This is a genomic window from Actinacidiphila yanglinensis, from assembly GCF_900107965.1.
Lineage (GTDB): Bacteria > Actinomycetota > Actinomycetes > Streptomycetales > Streptomycetaceae > Actinacidiphila > Actinacidiphila yanglinensis.
Map to the genome: position 1 here is coordinate 81,540 of NZ_FNVU01000030.1, position 19,977 is coordinate 101,516.

General features: G+C 73.7%; 10 protein-coding genes. 7 read left to right on the plus strand and 3 right to left on the minus strand.

Going from position 1 to position 19,977, the window contains the following annotated elements:
* Window positions 1-50 precede the first annotated feature (50 nt).
* The 4 genes from topA (at window position 51) to C4U44_RS38760 (ending at window position 10,642) form a co-directional block, all read left to right on the plus strand.
* Complete coding sequence (gene topA / locus C4U44_RS38745) at window positions 51-2,924, plus strand: type I DNA topoisomerase (protein WP_103890819.1); 2,874 nt, start codon at window positions 51-53, stop codon at window positions 2,922-2,924.
* Window positions 2,925-3,114: 190 nt separating this feature from the next.
* Window positions 3,115-6,342, plus strand: a complete 3,228-nt coding sequence (tmk, locus tag C4U44_RS38750; protein ID WP_103890820.1) for a dTMP kinase — start codon at window positions 3,115-3,117, stop codon at window positions 6,340-6,342.
* Between the two features lie 88 nt (window positions 6,343-6,430).
* Entirely contained in the window at window positions 6,431-9,781 is a 3,351-nt protein-coding gene (locus C4U44_RS43385) for a BTAD domain-containing putative transcriptional regulator (RefSeq protein WP_103890834.1), read from the plus strand.
* 132 nt (window positions 9,782-9,913) lie between these two features.
* Window positions 9,914-10,642, plus strand: coding sequence for a DsbA family oxidoreductase (locus C4U44_RS38760; protein ID WP_235032666.1), 729 nt, complete (start codon window positions 9,914-9,916; stop codon window positions 10,640-10,642).
* A 63-nt stretch (window positions 10,643-10,705) separates the two neighbouring features.
* On the opposite strand, the gene C4U44_RS38765 is transcribed toward C4U44_RS38760, so the two are convergent.
* A complete protein-coding gene (locus C4U44_RS38765; protein WP_103890836.1) occupies window positions 10,706-12,556 on the minus strand; it encodes a sigma-70 family RNA polymerase sigma factor in 1,851 nt (616 codons plus the stop codon).
* 346 nt (window positions 12,557-12,902) lie between these two features.
* Window positions 12,903-13,757, minus strand: a complete 855-nt coding sequence (locus tag C4U44_RS38770) for a TetR/AcrR family transcriptional regulator (protein WP_103890821.1) — start codon at window positions 13,755-13,757, stop codon at window positions 12,903-12,905.
* A 318-nt stretch (window positions 13,758-14,075) separates the two neighbouring features.
* Here C4U44_RS38770 and C4U44_RS38775 point away from each other — a divergent pair, with 318 nt between their 5' ends.
* Both C4U44_RS38775 and C4U44_RS38780 read left to right on the plus strand, forming a co-directional pair.
* Window positions 14,076-15,425 (plus strand): NAD(P)/FAD-dependent oxidoreductase, encoded by a 1,350-nt coding sequence (locus C4U44_RS38775; RefSeq protein ID WP_103890822.1) that lies wholly within the window; start codon window positions 14,076-14,078, stop codon window positions 15,423-15,425.
* 113 nt (window positions 15,426-15,538) lie between these two features.
* Window positions 15,539-17,242, plus strand: a complete 1,704-nt coding sequence (locus C4U44_RS38780; RefSeq protein WP_103890823.1) for an ATP-binding SpoIIE family protein phosphatase — start codon at window positions 15,539-15,541, stop codon at window positions 17,240-17,242.
* Between the two features lie 69 nt (window positions 17,243-17,311).
* On the opposite strand, the gene C4U44_RS38785 is transcribed toward C4U44_RS38780, so the two are convergent.
* On the minus strand, window positions 17,312-18,613 hold the full coding sequence (locus C4U44_RS38785) for an MFS transporter (protein WP_456053393.1): 1,302 nt from the start codon (window positions 18,611-18,613) through the stop codon (window positions 17,312-17,314).
* A gap of 213 nt (window positions 18,614-18,826) precedes the next feature.
* On the opposite strand from C4U44_RS38785, the gene C4U44_RS38790 reads away from it, so the two are divergent.
* Window positions 18,827-19,387 carry a MarR family winged helix-turn-helix transcriptional regulator gene (locus tag C4U44_RS38790; protein WP_103890825.1) on the plus strand — a complete coding sequence of 187 codons (561 nt, stop codon included), beginning with the start codon at window positions 18,827-18,829 and terminating at the stop codon, window positions 19,385-19,387.
* The last annotated feature ends 590 nt before the right edge of the window (window positions 19,388-19,977 follow it).

The following is a 19,977-nucleotide window of genomic DNA, read 5'->3' on the forward strand; positions in this document are numbered from 1 at the left end:
ACGGTCACACTCCGCAGCGACACCCCTTCGAACCGGAGAGAAGAGCGAAGTTGTCCCCGACCCGCGAGACCGCACAGGGCGGCCGCCGACTCGTCATCGTCGAGTCGCCTGCCAAGGCGAAGACGATCAAGGGCTATCTCGGCCCTGGATACGTCGTCGAGGCCAGCGTGGGGCACATCCGCGACCTCCCCAACGGGGCCGCCGAAGTGCCGGCGGAGTACAAGGGCCAGCCGTGGGCGCGGCTCGGCGTCAATGTGGACAGCGATTTCCAGCCGATCTATGTCGTGAACGCCGACAAGAAGGCACAGGTCAAGAAGCTCAAGGATCTCCTCAAGGACTCCGACGAACTATTCCTGGCCACTGACGAGGACCGCGAGGGCGAGGCCATCGCCTGGCATTTGCAGGAAACCCTCAAGCCCAAGGTGCCGGTGCACCGGATGGTGTTCCACGAGATCACCAAGGACGCCATCCAGGAGGCGGTGCGCAATCCGCGCGAGCTGAACCAGCTGCTGGTCGAGGCCCAGGAAACCCGCCGCATCCTCGACCGCCTCTACGGCTACGAGGTCTCCCCGGTGCTGTGGAAGAAGGTCATGCCGCGGCTGTCGGCGGGCCGGGTCCAGTCCGTGGCGACCCGCCTGGTGGTGGAGCGCGAGCGGGAGCGGATCGCCTTCCGCACCTCCGAGTACTGGGACCTGACCGGCGTCTTCGACACCGGCCGGCCCGGTGACGCCTCGGACCCCTCCACCCTCACGGCCCGGCTGATCGCGGTCGACGGCCGCAGGGTCGCCCAGGGCCGCGACTTCGACGCCTCCACCGGCGCGCTCAAGCAGAGCGCCGCGGTGCTGCACCTCGACGAGGAGAACGCCCGGGCGCTGGCCGCCGCGCTCGCCGACTCGCAGTTCTCGGTGCGCAGCGTCGAGTCCAAGCCGTACCGCCGCTCGCCGTACGCCCCGTTCCGGACCACCACCCTCCAGCAGGAGGCGTCGCGCAAGCTGGGCTTCGGCGCGAAGGCGACCATGCAGGTGGCCCAGAAGCTGTACGAGAACGGCTTCATCACCTACATGCGTACGGACTCCACCACGCTGTCGGAGACCGCCGTCAAGGCCGCCCGCGCGCAGGTCACGCAGCTCTACGGCGCCGACTACCTGCCGGACCGGCCGCGCGTCTACGCGGGCAAGGTGAAGAACGCGCAGGAGGCGCACGAGGCGATCCGCCCCTCCGGCGACCGCTTCCGCACCCCTGCCGAGACCGGCCTGACCGGCGACCAGTTCCGGCTGTACGAGCTGATCTGGATGCGCACCGTCGCCTCCCAGATGAAGGACGCGGTCGGCCAGTCCGTCACCGTCAAGGTCGGCGGCGCCGCCTCCGACGGCCGGGACGCCGAGTTCTCCGCCTCCGGCAAGATCATCACCTTCCACGGCTTCCTCAAGGCGTACGTCGAAGGCGCCGACGACCCCAACGCGGAGCTGGACGACCGCGAGCGCAGGCTGCCGCAGGTCACCGAGGGCGACCCGCTCTCGGCGAACGGGATCACCGCCGACGGCCACTCCACCAAGCCGCCCGCCCGCTACACCGAGGCGAGCCTGGTCAAGGAGCTGGAGGAGAAGGAGATCGGCCGCCCGTCGACCTACGCCACCATCCTCGGCACCATCCTCGACCGCGGCTACGTCTTCAAGAAGGGCACCGCGCTCGTCCCGTCCTTCCTGTCCTTCGCGGTGGTCAACCTGCTGGAGAAGCACTTCGGCTGGCTGGTCGACTACGACTTCACCGCGTCCATGGAGGACGACCTCGACCGGATCGCGCGCGGCGAGGCGCAGGCCGTGCCGTGGCTGCGCCGGTTCTACTTCGGTCCCGAGGGCGACGCCGGCTCCGGCCCGGCCGCTTCGGGCGCCTCCGGCACCCCCGGCACCCCCGGCACCCCCGGCACCGGCGGCGACGGCGACCACCTCGGCGGCCTCAAGGAACTCGTCGAGGACCTCGGCGCGATCGACGCCCGGGAGATCTCCTCGTTCCCGGTCGGCGAGGGCATCATGCTGCGGGTCGGCCGCTACGGGCCCTACGTGGAGAAGGGTGAGCGCGGCGAGGACGACCACCAGCGCGCCGACATCCCCGAGGACCTGCCGCCGGACGAGATGACCGTCGAGCTGGCCGAGGAGCTCTTCGCCAAGCCCAGCGGCGAGTTCGCGCTCGGCGACGACCCGCAGACCGGCCGCCCGATCGTCGCCAAGGACGGCCGCTACGGGCCGTACGTCACCGAGGTGCTGCCCGAGGACACCCCGAAGACCGGCAAGAACGCGGTGAAGCCGCGGACCGCCTCCCTCTTCAAGTCGATGTCCCTGGACACCGTCACCCTCGCCGACGCCCTGAAGCTGATGTCGCTGCCCCGCGTGGTCGGCACCGACGCCGAGGGCGTCGAGATCACCGCGCAGAACGGCCGCTACGGGCCCTACCTGAAGAAGGGCACCGACTCCCGTTCGCTCGAGAACGAGGAGCAGCTCTTCACCATCACCCTCGACGAGGCGCTGGCGATCTACGCCCAGCCCAAGGCCCGCGGTCGCGCCGCCGCCAAGCCCCCGTTGAAGGAACTGGGCACCGACCCGGTCAGCGAGCGGCCCGTCGTCGTCAAGGACGGCCGCTTCGGCCCGTACGTCACCGACGGCGAGACCAACGCGACGCTCCGCCGTGAGGACGACGTCGAGACGATCACCCCCGAGCGCGGCTACGAGCTGCTGGCCGAGAAGCGGGCGAAGGGCCCGGTGAAGAAGAAGGCCGCAGCGGCGAAGAAGGCGCCGGCGAAGAAGACCACCGCCAAGAAGACGGCCGCGAAGAAGACCGCCTCGGCCACGGCGGCGAAGAAGGCCCCGGCGAAGACCGCGGCCGCGAAGAAGACGGCGGCCAAGAAGGCCGGTTCCGCCAAGGAGTAGCGGCCCCGCCGCCCCCGCGAAGGGCGGCGCCGCGGTCCCCGCGCCCGGGGACCGCGGCGCGGGGACCGGGACGGCGATCCGGGCCGCCGGGGCGCGGTTCTCCGCGCAGCCGTCCGGGGTCCGGGGCTGCCGGGCGCAGCTTTGTTCGGGGGAGCACGTTTGGTTCGGGCGGGGCGGATAGGCTGTCAGGATGACGCGATCCGAGCAGCCAGCGCATCCCGCGAAGGACGTCACCGAGGCGTTCGCGACCGATCTCTCGGCCGACTCCCGTGAGCGGGCCGTGGGCGCGCTGCTGAAGATTCCCGCGCTGCGCCGGCTGTGGAGCGCGCACCTGACGGGCGCGGTCGCCGACCGCCTCGGCCTGCTGGTCCTGCTGCTACTCACCGTGCAGGCCACCGTCACCGCGCACGCGTTCGGCGGAGGCTACCGGGGCGTGGCCTTCGCCGTGGCCGCGGTGTTCGCGGCGCGGCTGGTGGCCGCCCTGCTCTTCGGCGGCGTGCTGTTCGGCCCGCTGACGGCCCTCACCGCGGAGAGCGGACCGCTCGACCGGCGCTGGACCATGATCGGCGCCGACGCGGTCCGGCTGGCCCTGTTCATCGTCGCGCCGCTGTGGATCACCTGGGTGCCCGGCTCGGCGCACCTGTGGCTGCTGGGCACCGCGTTCGTCGCCGGGCTCGCGGAACGCCTGTGGGTGATCGCGAAGGACGGCGCCGCCCCCGGGTTGCTGCCCGCGCCGGGCGACACCTCGGTACGGCCGGCCCCCGACCACCTGGCCACGCTGCACCGGCTGGACCTGCGCACGAGCTTCGTCGCGCTGCCGCTGGCCGCGGCCGCCCTGGTGGTGGTCACCCTCGTCAACACGCTGATCGCGGTGGGCGTCGACTGGTTCGACCTGCACCAGGCCGCCCTCTCCTCGTACGTGGCCGCGGGGCTCTTCTCGTCCTCGATGGCCGTGCTGTACCTGCTCGAACTGCCCGCGGGCAGCGTCGCGACGCCGCACTCCCCGCTCCAGGGCCTGCGGCTGCCGAAGGGCCCGGCGGGCGCCGAGCGCGGCCGCACCGGCGCGCTGCCGCTGCTGGTGCCGGCCACCGCCGCGGTGGCCGGGGCGATCGCCGTCGCCGTCGCGGTCGCCGTGCTGCACGCCCTCGCCCTCGGCTTCGGCCCGACCGGATTCGGCCTGCTGGTCCTCGCGTTGACCGCGGGCACCGTCATCGGTATCCGGGTCGGCCCGCGCACCCTGCCCGGACTGTCCCGCCGCCGCCTGCTGGCCGTAGGCACCGGCCTCACCGGCCTCGCCCTGCTGCTCACCGGCGTCGTCCCCGACCAGGCGACGGTGCTGGCGCTGTCGCTGCTGGCCGGCGTCGCTGCGGGCGTCACCGCCAACGCCGGACACACCCTGATCGAGCAGGAGGCCGAGGAGTCCCGCCGGGTGCGGACCGTCGAGCACCTGCACGCGGTGGTGCGCGCCGTCCTCGGCGCGGCCGCGATCGGCGGACCGCTCGTGGCCGCCGCGATCGGCCCGCACCGCATCCAGAACGGCCACTTCACCTTCGACCACAGCGGTGCCGCCTACACCCTGATCCTCGTCGGCGCGCTGCTGCTGCCGGTCGCCGCGCTCGTCCTGGGCAAGACCGACGACCGCACCGGGGTGCCGCTGCGCCGGGACCTGCGCGAGGCGCTGCGCGGTGCCGAGCCCGCCTCCGCACCCGCCGCGACCGGCTTCTTCGTCGCCATCGAGGGCGGCGACGGCGCCGGCAAGTCCACCCAGGTCGAGGCCATCGCCGAGTGGATCCGGGCGAAGGGCCACGAGGTGGTGGTCACCCGCGAGCCGGGCGCCACCGCCGTCGGCAAGCGCCTGCGCTCCATACTTCTCGACGTGTCCTCCGCCGGGGTCTCGCCCCGCGCCGAGGCCCTGCTCTACGCCGCGGACCGCGCCGAGCACGTCGACACCGTGGTGCGGCCCGCCCTCGAACGCGGCGCCGTCGTCATCTCCGACCGGTACATCGACTCCTCCGTCGCCTACCAGGGCGCCGGGCGCGACCTCGCGCCCACCGAGATCGCCCGGATCTCCCGCTGGGCCACCGGCGGACTCGTACCGCACCTCACGGTACTGCTCGACGTCTCGCCCGAGACCGCCCGCGAACGCTTCACCGAGGCACCCGACCGCCTCGAGTCCGAGCCCGCCGAGTTCCACCAGCGGGTGCGCTCCGGGTTCCTGACCCTCGCCGCCGCCGACCCGGCCCGCTACCTCGTGGTCGACGCGGCCCAGGACCCGGAGGCGGTCACCACCGTCGTCCGGCACCGGCTCGACCGCTTGCTGCCGCTGTCCGCGCAGGAGATCGAGGCCCGCGCCGAGGCCGAGCGCAAGGCCGCCGAGGAAGCGGCCCGGCTGGCCGCCGAGGAGGCCGCCCGCAAGGCCGAGGAGGAGCGCCAGGCCCGCGAGCGCCAGGAGCAGCTGGACCGGCTGCGCCGGGAAGAGGAGGAGCGCCGGCTCGCGGCAGAGGAGGCCGCCCGGCGCGAGATCGCCGAGCGCAAGGCCGCGCAGGAGGCCGAGGCGGCCCGGCTCGCCGCTGAGGAGGCCGCACGCCGCCAGGCCGAGGAGGACGCGCGGATCGCCGCCGAGGAGGCGGCTCGTGCCGCCGAGCAGGAGCGGCTGCGCCGGCTCGCGGAGGAGCAGGCGCGGCTGCGTGCCGAGGCGGCGGAGAAGCGGCAGGAGAAGCAGCGCAAGGCCGAGGAGGCGCTCCAGCGCGCGGAGGCGACGCGAGCGGCCGCCGCCGCTGCCGCGGCTGCCGCGGCTGCCGCGGCGTCCCCGGACTCGGAGGAGACCGCGGTGCTGCCCGCCGTCGGCGACCGGCACCCGGGCACGGACGCCCCCGCTCCGGCCGCGCCCGACGGCTCCGGCTCGGGTTCCGACACCGACTCCGGCTCCGACGAGACGACCGTGCTGCCCGCCGTCACCGACGAGCCCGACGCGGGGCAGGACGCGGCTCCCGACGCCGGCCGCGACGCGGACGAGACCGCGGTGCTGCCGCCCGTGGCGCCGCCGTCCTCCTCGGAGACCACGACCGTGATGACCCCGGTCGCGCCCGAGCCCGCGCCCGAACCGGAACCCGAAGCGGAGGACGAGCCGGAGTCCGGGGCCGGGTCCGAGCCCGGTGACAGCAACAACGACGAGACCACCGAGTTGCCGCCGCCCACCCCCGGAACCGCCCGGGCCGACGACCCCACCGACCGCGTACCGCCGTGGCTCTTCCGCCCGGAGGGCGACGAGCGCACCCGCGAACTCCCCGCCGTCGAGTCCGCCCGCCGCCCGCGTCCCCAGTGGGCCGAGGAGACCCCTCTCGACGACCTGCCGACGCTCGCGGACGAACTCCTCGGCCCGCACGACCGCGAGGACCCCCCGCCGCCGCGTTCCTGACCCGCCGACCGTCCCGCCCGCCCGCCGGCGGGCGCAGGCGGTGCGCGAACAGCGGTCCGGCCGGGCCCCGACAGGGAGAATGGACGGCGTGCGCTACTTCGTACTCGGGGTGACCGAGGCCAGGTCGGAGGACGGCGACGTCCTGCCCCTGGGCGGCGCGAAGGTCCGGGCCGTGCTGACCGTCCTGGCCGCGCGGGCGAACCGTCCGGTCGCCCCGGAGGCCCTGATCGGCGAGGTCTGGACGCGGGAGCCCCCGGCCGACGCGCCCGGAGCCCTGCAGGCGCTGGTCGCCCGGCTGCGCCGGGTACTCGGCCGGGACGCGGTGGCGTCCGAGCCGGGGGGCTACCGGCTGAACACGCCCCGCGAGAGCGTCGACCTGTTCGCGTTCGAGGCGCTGCTGCGCGCCGGCGAGGCGGATCTGCGGGAGGGCCGGGCGCGGAGCGCGGCCCGCGCCCTGGACCGCGCGCTGGGCCTGTGGCGCGGCCCCGCCTTCGCGGACCTGCCGGACCGCGAGGCCGCCGCGGCCCGCCCGGAAGCACTGCGACTCGCCGCGCTGCGGGCCAAGTTCGAGGCGGAGCTGGCCCTCGGCGACAGTGCCGCGGCGCTGCCCGCGCTGCGGGAGGCGGTGGCGGCGCACCCGCTGGACGAGCCGTTCCACGCGCAGTTGATCCGCGCGCTGCGGGCGGCCGGCCGTGCCGCCGATGCCCTGGTGGCGTACGAAGCGGCCAGGACCGTGCTCGCCGACACCCTCGGCGCCGACCCGGGCCCGGAACTGCGGGCACTGCACGCGGAACTGCTCGCGCCGCCGCCGGAGGAGCCCGCGCCGCCCCCGGCCCGTCCTCAAGCGGCGGCTCCGGCGACCGCGGACCGGCCGCCCCGCGGCAACCTGCGGGCCCGCCTGACGAGCTTCGTCGGACGGGAGAGCGACCTCGCGGCGATCCACGTCGACGTACGGGCCGCGCGGCTCGTGACGCTGACCGGGCCCGGCGGCTCCGGCAAGACCCGGCTGGCCCAGGAGGCGGCCGAGGCGGGCCAGGACCACTACCCGGACGGCGTGTGGCTGGCCGAACTCGCCCCGCTGGACGACCCGTACGCCATCCCGCACGCCGTGCTGAGCGCCCTGGGCCGGCGTGACACCCTCGTCCTCGGCCCGGCCCGCGACCCGCTGACCGGCGAGCCGCACACGGAGAACACGATGGAGCGGCTCGTCGAGTACTGCGCCGACCGCCGCCTGCTGCTGGTGCTGGACAACTGCGAGCACCTGATCGAGGCCGCCGCCTACGTGACCGCGGAACTGCTCGAGCGCTGCCCCGGCCTGACCGTTCTCGCCACCAGCCGCGAGCCGCTCGGCGTGCCCGGCGAGGTGGTCCGCCCGGTGGAGCCGCTGCCGCCGCCGACCGCGTACCGGCTGTTCGCCGAGCGCGCGGGAAGTGTCCGCCCGCCCACGGCGCCGCGCACGGCTCGGACCCCCGACGGGCGCGGGCCCGCGGACACCCCTGTCCCGCCGGCCCCGGACGACGACGCGGCGGTCCGCGTGATCTGCCGCCGGCTGGACGGCCTCCCCCTGGCGATCGAACTCGCCGCGGCCCGGCTGCGCGCGCTCACCCCGCGGCAGATCGCCGACCGGCTGGACGACCGGTTCCGGCTGCTGACCGGCGGCAGCCGCACCCTCCTGCCACGCCAGCAGACCCTGCGTGCGGTGGTCGACTGGAGCTGGGACCTGCTGGACGAGCGGGAGCGGACGACGCTGCGCGCGCTGAGCGTCTTCGCCGGTGGCTGCACGCTGGCCGCGGCCGAGGCGGTGTGCGGCCCCGACGCGCTGGACACGGTGGCCCAACTCGTCGACAAGTCCCTGGTGGTGGCCGAGCACGACCGGACCGAGGGCACCCGCTACCGGCTGCTGGAGACGATCCACGAGTACGCCGTCGAGCGGGCCCACGAGCGTCCCGCCGAACTGGTCGCCGCCGGGGAACGGCACACCGCGTACGTCCGCGACCTCGCCGCGAGGATCGACCCTGAGCTGCGCGGCTCGGACCAGTTGCACTGGTTCGAGGTGCTGGAGACCGAGCTGGACAACGTCAGGGCCGCGCTGCACCGCGCCCTGGAGGACCGGGCGGAGTCCGACGCGATCGCGATCGCGCTGGCCATGGGCTGGTTCTGGTGGCTGCGCAGCTACCGTGACGAGGCGTGCGGGTGGCTCGAGCGGGTGGCCGCGCTCGGCGGGGAGGTGCCGGGCGACCCGGACGATCCGCTGTACTGGCCGCGCAACGACCTGCGGATGCTGCTGTTCTTCGTCCAGTCCGACGCCGCCTCGGAGGATCAGTGGGCCCTGCCGGAGGCGCGGGCGACCGCGGCCCGGCTCTGCGTCGTCTACCGGCAGGCCGGCCGGCCCGCGGCGCGCTTCCCGGGGATGCTGTGGCCGTTCATGATCTACCTGTCCGGCGGCAACAACAGCCACCTCCTCGCCGAGACCGACACCGTGGTGGACAACTGCCGTGCCCACGGCGGCGACTGGGAACTGGCCGCCGCGCTGATGTTCCGGCTGCACGTCACCGTCGACTCGCCCGGCGGGCTGGAACTCACCGACCGCGACCGGGACGAGCTCAGCGCCCTCGACGAGCGGCTGGACGACCGCTGGATCAAGGCCCAGATGCACTCCGCGCGCGGCGAGGTCGAGTCGCTGCGCGGCGACCACCCGGCCGCCCGCGCCGAGTTCGAGGCGGCGTACCGGCTCGGCCGGGAACTGGGCGCGTTCGGCGAGGGTCCGTTCCTGCTGGCCCGGGTGGCCGAGCTGGCGTACCGGGACGGCGACGTCGAGGACGCGCACAGGTTGCTCGGCGAGGCCGAGGAGGAGGCCGAACGATACGCGGCGCTGGACGCCCGCACCTACATCCGCTACCTGCGGGCGCTGATCCTGCTGGACCACGGCGACCTGCGCGAGGCCAGGCGGGTGCAGGAGCTCGCGGTGGGACGGATCGGCGACGGCACCCCGCCGCCGATGTTCCACGTGATACTGCGCGGTCTGTCCGCGCGGCTGATCGCGGCCGAGGGCGATCCGGGGGCCGCGCTGCGCGAGGTGGCCGGGGCGGTGCGGATGGCAGTTGAGGCGAGCTGCACCGAGGTGGTGGTCGGCACGCAGCTCGACGCGGCCGCGGAGGTGCTGGCGGCGCTCGGCGACCTGCGGGCGGCGGTGCGGATGTCCGGCGCCGCGGACGCGGTGCGCGCGAAGCTGCCGCGGACGCTGCCGGAGCGGGCGCTGGACGACGCGGTCCGCGCGCGGGTGACGGCCGCGCTGGGCGCCGGGGAGTCGGCCCGGCTGCGGACGGCGGGGGCGGAGCTGAGCCGGGAGGCGGCGGCCGCGGAGCTGGCGGGGATGGCGGAGTTGCTGGACCTGGCGGAGGGGACGGAGGAGCCCGGGGAACGGGTGGAGCCGGGGTAGCTCGGGCCGGAGGAAACCGGGGCCGGGGGCGCGAAGGCGTGCGGCCGGGGGAATAGCCGGGCGGTGGCGTACGGTTTCGCGGAGCGAGTTATTGATATTTCAATCGGATTTCCGTGCAACGGATCACTGGGAGTGAGCAGCGTGAAGGTCGAGATCTATTCGGACATCGCCTGTCCGTGGTGCTACGTCGGAAAGTCACGCTTCGAGCGGGCGCTGGCGGCATTTCCGCAGGGCGGTGCCGTCGAAGTGGTCTACCGGCCGTTCCAGCTCGACCCGGAGGCTCCGTCGGAGCCCCGCCCGCACCGCGAGGTGCTGGCCGCGAAGTACGGTCCCCAGGCCGTCGCCATGGACGACCGGCTGGCGCGGCTCGGTGCCGCCGAGGGCCTGGCGTTCGACTTCGACTCCGTGCTGGAGAACAACTCGCTGCTCGCCCACCGCGTGCTGCGCTTCGCGCTCGACCAGTACGGCCCCGCCGTCCAGAGCCGGCTCAAGGGGCGGCTGATGACCGGGCACTTCGCGGAGGGCCTGGACATCGGCGACCCCGCCCAGCTCACGGAGGCCGCCGTCGCGGCCGGGCTGGACCGGGCGGAGGTCACCGCGTTCCTCGACGGCGACGCCCTCCTCGACGAGGTCACCGCCGACATCGAGCAGGCCCGCGACCTCGGCATCACCGCGGTACCGACCTTCGTCTTCGAGGGCAAGTGGGCGGTCCAGGGCGGCCAGGAGACCTCCACGTTCCTCCAGGTGCTGGAGCAGGTGGCGAGGGAGACGGCCGGCGAGGAGCAGCCCGGTGCCGTGAGCGCGGGCGGGGACACGGACGCGGGCGGGGCGTGCGCCGACGGCGTGTGCGAGGTGAAGTAACCCCGGCCCCGGCTCATGGGTGTCCTGGTCGGTGCCTGACGGCCGGCGGTCCTCGGCCTGCCGTCAGGCGCAGGTGATCACCGAGTCGGCCCAGTCCGCCAGGTTCGCGAACGCGAAGGAGCCGGAGCTGGGGGTGACGACGAGCTGGATCGACGTGCGTCCGGTCAGGCCGACGTGGACCGGGACGGCCGGGTCGCCCGGGTGGATGGGCCCGGAGGACCACAGGCGGGTCCCGTCGGCGTACACCGCGAAGGTGACCGCTGTGCGTACCAGCGGGCTGACCAGGTCGTCGATGCCCGCACGCGCGTCGTAGGACACGCAGGAGCGGTTGAGGGCGATGGTCACCGTGGAGGGCGCGTGGACGGTGATGCCGTGGTCGTAGGTCGTGCCGTCGACGGTCGGGTCCGACCGGTCCCACCACCAGTCGCCCAGGCCCTCGGGGGTGATGGTCGGTTCGTCCGCGCTCTGGCCGAGGAGGCCGACCGGCAGCGAGTTGACCCGGTAGGCGATCGGGGCCGGGGGAGGCGGCGTCGGGGTCGGTGTCGGCTTCACCGGCGTCGGCGTGGGGCGCGGCGGCGCAGGCTTCGGCTTCGGTGTGGGCGTGGGGGACGGCTCGGGCGGGGAGGTGGCGGCCGCGGGGGCCGGGGGCGGCGGCACCGGCTTCGGTCGCGCGGGCTTCGGCGCCGGGCTCGGCGGGGGTGGCGGCGCGACGGTGACGGGAATGGTGGCCGGCGGCTTTGCCTGCGGTTTCGCCGGGGCCTTCTCGTGCCCGCCGGTGAGGGCGAAGGCGAAGGCAACCCCGGCCGCCGCGACCACGACCGCCGCGGCGATGCCCGCCTTCGCGGGCGCGCCCAGACCCTCGCCTGCCGCAGCGCCCCCGGCCGCACCCGCGGTGCCGCCCGAACCCGAGGCCGCGGCGGCTGCGCCGCCCGCCGCCGCACCGGCGGCCGCACCTCCTGCCACCACGAGCCCGGCTGCCTTGGTGGCGTAGGCCGCGGCGAACCAGCCGATGTACGCGACCGGCAGCAGGCCCTTGAGCGCGGAGTTGAGGTCGGCGAGCTCGGCCGAGGCGGCGGTGCAGCGCGCGCAGTCCTTCAGGTGCCGGTTCAGCTCCCGGTCCGCGCGGATCCGCAGGCCGCCGCGGGCGTGGGCGCCGAGCCGGTCGGCGTAGCGGGCGCACTCGCCCTCGGCGGTCAGGGTGCTGCTGACGTGTGCCTGCAGGTAGGCCTGGCGCAGGCCCTCGCGGGCGCGGTGGGCCAGTACCGCCGCCGCGTTGGGGGTCAGGCCGAGCAGCGGGGCGACCTCGCTGGGCGACTCGTCCTCGACCGCGGTGTGCCACAGCACGGTCTGCCAGCGCTCGGGCAGGGTACGGAACGCCCGGATGGCCAGGGAGCGTTCGGCCTCGTGCATGGCGCGGACGTCGGCGCCGAGGTCCGCGCTGCGGGCGGTGGCGGTGGCACCGGCCGCGGAGACCGCGAACACCGCGAAGTCCTCGACCAGTTGCTCCCTGCGGGTGGTGTTGCCCCAGGAGGCGGCGACCCGGCGCACCGTGGTCAACAGGTAGGCGCGCACCGCGGATTCGGGGCCGCTGCCGCCACGGATGGCCTGGAGGGTGCGGGCGAAGACCTCGCCGGTCAGGTCCTCGGCGGTGTGCGCGTCACGGCAGCACGAACGGGCATAGCGGCGTACGGAGTCGGCGTGGCGCCGGTACAGCTCCTCGTACGCGCTGTCCTGCCCGGCCCGGACCTGGTCGACCAACTCGGCGTCGGAGAAGCCGGAATGGGCGGCGGAGGGAGCAGGATGCCCCGTGGCCGCCGCCTCGATCGGCACGGTGTCGTCGAGGCCGGTGCCGGTGCGGCTTTCCGTGCCAGGTGCGGGCCCGGCGCCGGTGTCAGGGCCGGCGCCGGAATCCATGCCGGGGTGGTCCGCCGCGTACAGGTCGGCGTCGGCCGGCAGTTCGGTGGGCGGCCCGGTGGGCCCTGCCGCAGGGCCGGTCGGGGGCGCCGCGGCAGGAGCCGGGATCGATGTGGATGCGGCGGCGGGTTCCGTGGCGGCGGATTCGGGTCGTGCGAACGGATCGCGCTGTCCCGGCACCCTGTTCTGCGGTGCCGCGTCCCCGGTCTCCGGGTCCGCTGGTGCGGAGCCGGACTCCCCGCTTGCCTCATCCACCGGGCAAGCGTGGCACAGGACCGGAGCGCGGTGTCAGGTGATCCGGCGGAACCACCCATCCGTGGCCACACCGTTCACACATCCTCCACGATCACTCGATCGAGTCGCTGCCCGCGTGGTGGCGCAGCCCCGCGACACGGCCGGCCGGCCGCGAACGCAGGCCCTCCAGCAGGATGTCGAGCAACCGCGCCGAGGCGGCCTCCTGTTGGCCGGCGTCGGGCAGCGATGGTGCGGACGCGGCGATCACCAGCAGCACATCGGCCACCGAGACGTCGTGCCGCAACTCGCCCGCGTCCCTCGCCCGTTCGACGAGCTGGCCGACGACGTCGAGCAGGGTGCCCACCCCGTCGTCGTCCGCCCGCTGCTCGGCGCGGCCACGGGCGTGCTGCAGGTCGCCCTGGATGCCGGTGTGCGCGGCGGTGTGGTCCGCGTCGGCGGGAATGCCGAGGTCGGACGGTCCGCCCGCACCCACCGCGAGCGGTGTGCGCTGCGGCGGCACCCGGACCGGCTCGTCGCCGCCGGGGCGGTATTCCTTGCCGGCGGATCCGCCGTCCACGCGCAGCACTTGCGGGGGCAGCAGCCGCCCGGCGCCGGACGCGGCCGAGGTGCGCAGGAAGCGGGCCAGCGCGGACCACGCCTCGTCCTCCTGCCCGAGCGCGGTACGGGCCTGCTCGGTCAGTCGTGCGGTCTCCTCCTTTGCGATCCGCCTGACCAGCACGTCCTTGCTGGGGAAGCGGCGGTAGACGGTGCCGACGCCGACCCGGGCACGCCGGGCCACGTCCTCCATCGGTGCGCCGTAGCCCAGTTCGCCGAACACCTCGCGGGCGGCCCGCAGTACGTGTTCGAGATTGCGCTGGGCGTCGACCCGCAGAGGCGCGGGGCGACCGATGCCGCCCCGCGCGTCCGAAGCGGCGGTCGACGTGCGCTGAGAGTCCTGAATGTGCATTTGTCCCATCCCCCGGTGAATCAATGTCTCCCCCCGGAGACTCCCCACCCATTGTGAAGTGCGCCGCGCCAGTGGCGCGGTACTACGAGATACGAACATAGTTGAGGCTGCGGCAAGAAAGAAGGGGGATGCTTCCGGTGCTCCGCGGGGAGCCCGAGCGGGCACCGCGCCGGCCCCCGTGGCCGTACCGCGAAGACGATCGGAACCGGCCTCGCTGACCTGGGTCGTTGCCGATCTCCCGGAATCGTCGTGTCCGCCCTGTGGACAAACGGCTCTGGTCCATTGCGTCATGGAGCAATGACGACGGAGTCGGCAGCCATGGGCAGGACAAGCACACCGCGTATTCTCGTCATCGGCGGTGGCTATGTCGGGATGTATGCCGCCCTGCGGCTCCAGCGCAAGCTGAAACGCCATGAGGCCGAGATCGTCGTCGTCGAACCGCAGCCGTACATGACGTACCAGCCCTTTCTGCCCGAGGCGGCGGCCGGCTCGATCTCGCCCCGGCATGTGGTGGTGCCGCTGCGCCGGGTGCTCGGCAAGTGCCGGATCATCGTCGGCGAGGCACGTGGCGTCGACCCCGACAAGCGCGTCGCCACCGTCGCCACCCTGGTCACGCTGGAGGAGGGCGGCAACGCCCTGGAGATCCCGTACGACCATCTGGTGATCGCCCCCGGCTCGGTCTCGCGCACCCTGCCGGTGCCCGGCCTGGCCGAGTTCGGCATCGGTTTCCGGACCGTGGAGGAGGCCATCGGGCTGCGCAACCACGTGCTCGAACAGCTCGACATCGCCTCTTCCACCCGCGACGCCGAAGTCCGCGAGGCCGCGCTGACCTTCGTCTTCGTCGGCGCCGGCTACGCGGGCGTGGAGGCCCTGGCCGAGTTGGAGAACATGGCCCGCTACGCCGTGCGGTACTACCACAACATCGCCACCGACGACCTGCGATGGGTCCTGGTCGAGGCGTCCGACCGGATCCTGCCCGAGGTCGGCGAGGCGCTCGGCCGCTACGCGATGCGCGAACTGCGCGGCCGCAACGTCGACATCCGGCTGGAGACCCGGCTCGACTCCTGCGAGCACCGGATCGCGGTGCTGTCCGACGGGGACCGGCTGCCGACCCGGACCCTGGTGTGGACCGCCGGCGTCAAGCCCGCGCCGCTGCTCGCCGACACCGGCCTGCCGCTGACGGCCCACGGCCGGCTGCGCGCCGACGCCACCTTGCGGGTGGAGGGGGCCGAGCGGGTGTGGGCGGCGGGGGACGCGGCGGCCGTCCCCGACCTGAGCGTCGAGCGGCCCGGGGCCGAGTGCGCCCCCAACGCCCAGCACGCCCTGCGCCAGGCCCGCGTGCTCGCCGACAACCTCATCGCCGAGCTGCGCGGCCGCCCGCTCACCGACTACCGGCACGCCCAGGCGGGATCGGTCGCCTCTCTCGGCCTGCACGAAGGGGTCGCCTTCGTCCGCGGCCGCGCCCTGAAGGGTTACCGCGCCTGGCTGGTGCACCGGATCTACCACCTCAGCCGGATGCCCACCTTCAACCGCAAGGCCCGCATCCTCGCCGAATGGGTGCTGTCCGGCCTGTTCAAACGGGAGGTCGTCTCGCTCGGCTCGCTGGAACACCCGCGCGCCGAGTTCGAACTCGCGGCCGGATCCGATCGCACACCCGACCCCTCCTGACCGGGCCCGGCCGCTCCACGATTCCCGCCCGCGCCCCGGTTCGGCCACACTGGGCGGGTGACCACGCGTGCAGCAGCACTGCCAAAGAGTGACAAATACGAGGAATCGGACGTTTGAACCTTACGCGCTGGAGCGCCCGGCTCCCCGGAACACAGCGACGCAGTGCCGTACCAGCAGCGCGCGGCAAGGCCGGCGACCCCATGCCCGGCGGCATCGGCACCGCTGCCGGCGACGGCGCACCCGACAGCGACGGCCACCCGCCTCCGGCGGTCCCGGCCGACGCCACCCCCGCGAGCGAGAAGTCGGTCCGCGGGGTACTCAGCCGACTCCCGGCACTCATCGCGGTCACCCGCGGCCCGGCCCATCGCGTGCGCTTCGTCAACGACGCCTACACCGAGGTCTTCGGCCCCCGCACCACCGGGACACCCGCCCGCGACGCCCTGCCCGAACTCGACGAACTCGGCCTGCTCCCGCTGATGGACCAGGTCCACCGCAGCGGCAAACCGCGCACCGTCAAAGCCCGCAAGGTCACGCAGGGCTCACCGGCCGGCCCGGGAACCCCCGCCCGCCAGGGCTACTTCACCTTCACCTGCACCCCCGTCCACCACGGCGACCCGGACCCCGAGAACCGCGGCGTCCTCGTCTTCGGCGCCGACGTCACCGACCAGGTGCAGTCCGCCGAGCGCCTCCGCGAGAGCGAGCGCCGCCTCCACGACACGGCCGTCACCCTCCAACGCAGCCTCCTCCCGCAGGAACTCGAACAACCCGACGACCTGCGCGTCGCCGCCACCTACCAGCCCGGCGGCACCGACGCCGCGGTCGGCGGCGACTGGTACGACGTCATCACCCTCGGCGCGGGCCGCACCGCCCTGGTCATCGGCGACGTCATGGGCCGCGGGGTACGCGCCGCCGCCGTGATGGGCCAGCTCCGCACCGCGGTACGCGCCTACGCCCGGCTCGACCTGCCTCCGCACGAGGTCATCCAGCTCCTCGACGAGCTCGCCGCCGAGATCGACGCGACCCAGATCGCCACCTGCGTCTACGCCGTCCACGACCCCAGCGAGGGCCGCCTGCACTACGCCAGCGCCGGCCACCTCCCCATCCTCATCCGGGACCCCGACGGCACCGTGCACTGCGTCGAGGAACCCACCGGACCACCCCTGGGCACCGGCGGCTGGATCCACACCTCCGGCACCGTCCCGCTCGGACCCGGCTGCACCGCCGTCCTCTACACCGACGGGCTCATCGAACGCCGCGACCAGGACATCGACGAAGGCGTCGCCGCCCTCACCCGCGCCCTGGCCGGCGCCACCGGCGCACCCCAGGTGATCTGCGACCGGCTGCTGCGCTCGCTCGGCGTCACCTCGGAACACGACGACGACGTGGCGGTGCTCGTCCTGCAGTACCCCGAGCACACCGGGTCCGACGCCGAACTCTTCCGCAACGCGTCCCTCGACCTCCTCGGCGGCATCGAGGCCGCACCCCGCGCCCGCGCCTTCGCCTCCGGGGTGCTCGCCTCCTGGCGCTTCCCGAACGAACTGCGCGACCTCGGGGTCCTCGCGGCCAGCGAACTGGTCGCCAACTCGCTCAAGCACGGGGTGCCGCCCATGCGGCTGCGGCTGCGCCGCACCGACCGCCGCCTGATCATCGAGGTCACCGACGGCGACGAGCACCTCCCGCGCCGCCGCCGCGCCGAACCCGGCGATGAAGCCGGCCGCGGCATCTCGATCATCGCGACCATCGCCACCGGCTGGGGCTCCCGCCGCACCCCGGGCGGCGGCAAGGCCGTCTGGTGCGAGTTCGCCCTGCCGACGTGACCGGCGCCGGGCCGGACTGAGCCCGGCCCGGAACGCCGCCTCACCGGACGGGACCGGCGCGTCCCCGGCTCAGCAGGGGACGCGCTCGGCCTCCAGCGGCTCCGGGCGGACGGACCGCGCCACGACATGGGCCACCGGCAGCGGGCGGTCCTGCGCCGGCGCGAGATGCCGCGCCATCCGCAGCGCCGTCACCGAGATCGCCAGCGAGCACACCACGAGCATCACGATGTACGCGTCATACGCCCCGGCCGCCGCGATCACACCGGCCACCGCCGGACCCAGCGCCAGCGCGAGCTGCTTCACCAGCGCGAACGCCGAGTTGTACTGCCCGACCATCCGCTCCGGCGCCAGATCGGCCACCAGCGGGTTCACGGTGGGAGCCAGCATCGCCTCGCCGAGCCCGAACAGCGCGTACGTGGAGATGATCGCCGCGACCGCCAGCGTGTGGCTGCCGTGCATCAGGCCGGACACACCGGCCGCCACCCATGCCACCGCCCACACCAGACCGACTCCGGCGATCACCCTGCTGCGCCGCCGCCGCTCCACCAGGCGCAGCACCACGAACTGCGCCAGCACCACCACCGCGGTGTTGGCCGCGAGCGCGGCACCCAGCGTGGCCGGCGAGATGTGCGTGACCTCCACCGCGAACGCCGAGAGCCCCGATTCGAACTGCCCGTAGCACGCGAAGAACATCACGAACCCGAGCACGCAGACCCTCACCATCGCCCGGTCCCGCAGCAGCGTGCGCCAACCGCTCTCGGCGCCCTCGGAGCCGTCGCCGGCCGAGGACCGCCCGGCGGCGACCACGCGCGGCGCGCCCGGCACCCGCGCCGTCGCGACCACCGCGCCGAGCACCAGGAACATCGCGGCCTCGATCGCGAACAGCCGGATGAACGACGACGGGTGCGAGGTGTCCACGATCAGCCCCCCGATCAGCCCGCCGACGCCCAGCCCCAGGTTGTTCAGGAAGAACTGCATGGCGAACGCCCGCGACCGCGTCGCCGTGGTCGAGCACCACACGATCATCGTCGCCAGCGCCGGCTGCACCACGGCTATCCCCGCGCCCAGCGCGCCGGCCGCCGCGATCACGCCCACCTCGCTGCCGGACAGGCCGAGCCCGAGCGAGCCGGACGCGGCCAGCACGGTGCCCGCGACGGCGACCGGCACCGGACCGCGCCGGTCGATCGCCCGGCCGGTGAAGGGCAGCACGAAGAGCGCGGCGACGGCGAACATCGCCAGCACCGCGCCGGCGACACCGGCACCGAGCCCGCGCACCTGCGACACGTAGACGAAGGTGAAGGGCACGGTGAATCCGTTGCCGAACGCACTCAACGCGTTCCCCAGCTGGATACGGCGCAGCGCGGCGCCCATCGCGGTGTTCACACTCACCTCACTCGATCACGGTCGCCCCCTGTCCGGGGACGACGCAGCTTCGACCACCCCTGAACGGTCCGGCCTTGAGCGGCACCGCCATCCATGCTGACGCATCAGCTTCGGAGTGAAGACTTCAGAACTAAACTTCGAATCTAAAGACTACATGGCGAAGGGCTTTAGTGCAATGTCTTTCCGTGGCATACTCAGGGCATGACCTCTGCTGCGGGCCCTGCGGGCGCCCCCCAGGAGCTGGACCTCGACGAACAGATCGCGGCGTACCAGCGCGAGTTCCCCGAGGTCGATCCCCAGGTCGAGAAGGTCGTCACCGCCCTCGGCCGGCTCAACCGCCGGATGAACGTCGCGTACGGCCGCCAGCTCGTGGACCTCGGCATCAGCAACTCCGAGTGGGAGGTCCTCAAGGCCCTGGTCGTCGTCGGCCGGCCCTACCAGCTCGGACCGGGCGACCTCGCGAAGCGGCTCGGCCTCACGCCCGCCGCCATGACCCATCGGATCGACCGCATGGTGACCGAGGGACTGGTCACCCGCGAGCGGGACGAGTCGAACCGGGTCCGCGTCATCGTGGAGCTCACCGACGAGGGCCGGGAGAAGTGGCTCCAGACCATGCGCCTCGCCGCGGCCTTCGAGGACGAGCTGCTCCAGGACCTCACCCCCGTCGAACGCGCGGCGCTCGGCGAGATCCTCACCCGCCTGCTCCGCCGGGTGGAGTCCGACCAGCCCGACGCGGGCGGCCGGCTGGAAGACCTCGACTGACGGATCGGCCCGAGGATCGCACCGCCCGCACCCCTCTTCCAGGGGTCCGGCGGACCGAGGTTGACACGGGTTGAACGGACGCGTAACGTACCGCGAGCTGTCCGACGTGAGTGCCGATCCAGGTCGGTCCCCGGGCGGCCATCCTGCAGGAACCTCTCGACTCGAAGCCGCTTCGGCGTGCTCTCGTTTCGATGTGCGCTTTTGCGGAATGCGAGTGGAGTTTCGAAGCGCCCGGCCGATTTGGTCGGACGGGACGGTTCCGCTAAAGTCTCACTCGTCGGAACGGCCGAAGGGCCGGAAAGACAAGCCCCGCTGACTGGGGGTCAGGCACTGGAAAGCGTCTGATAGAGTCGGAACACAACGAAGGGAAAGCCCGGAGGGGCCCGGAAGGGCAGCCGATGGCAGCTTCCGTTTCTTGAGAACTCAACAGCGTGCCAAAAGTCAACGCCAGATATGTTGATACCCCGTCCGGATCGGTTTTCCGATCGGGATGTGGTTCCTTTGAAAAAGTCCTTTCCTGCCCGTTGGGGTGGGGGAGGCGACACAGCGAGGACGCTGTGCACCCGGGGATTATTCCTCCTCGTGGTGCC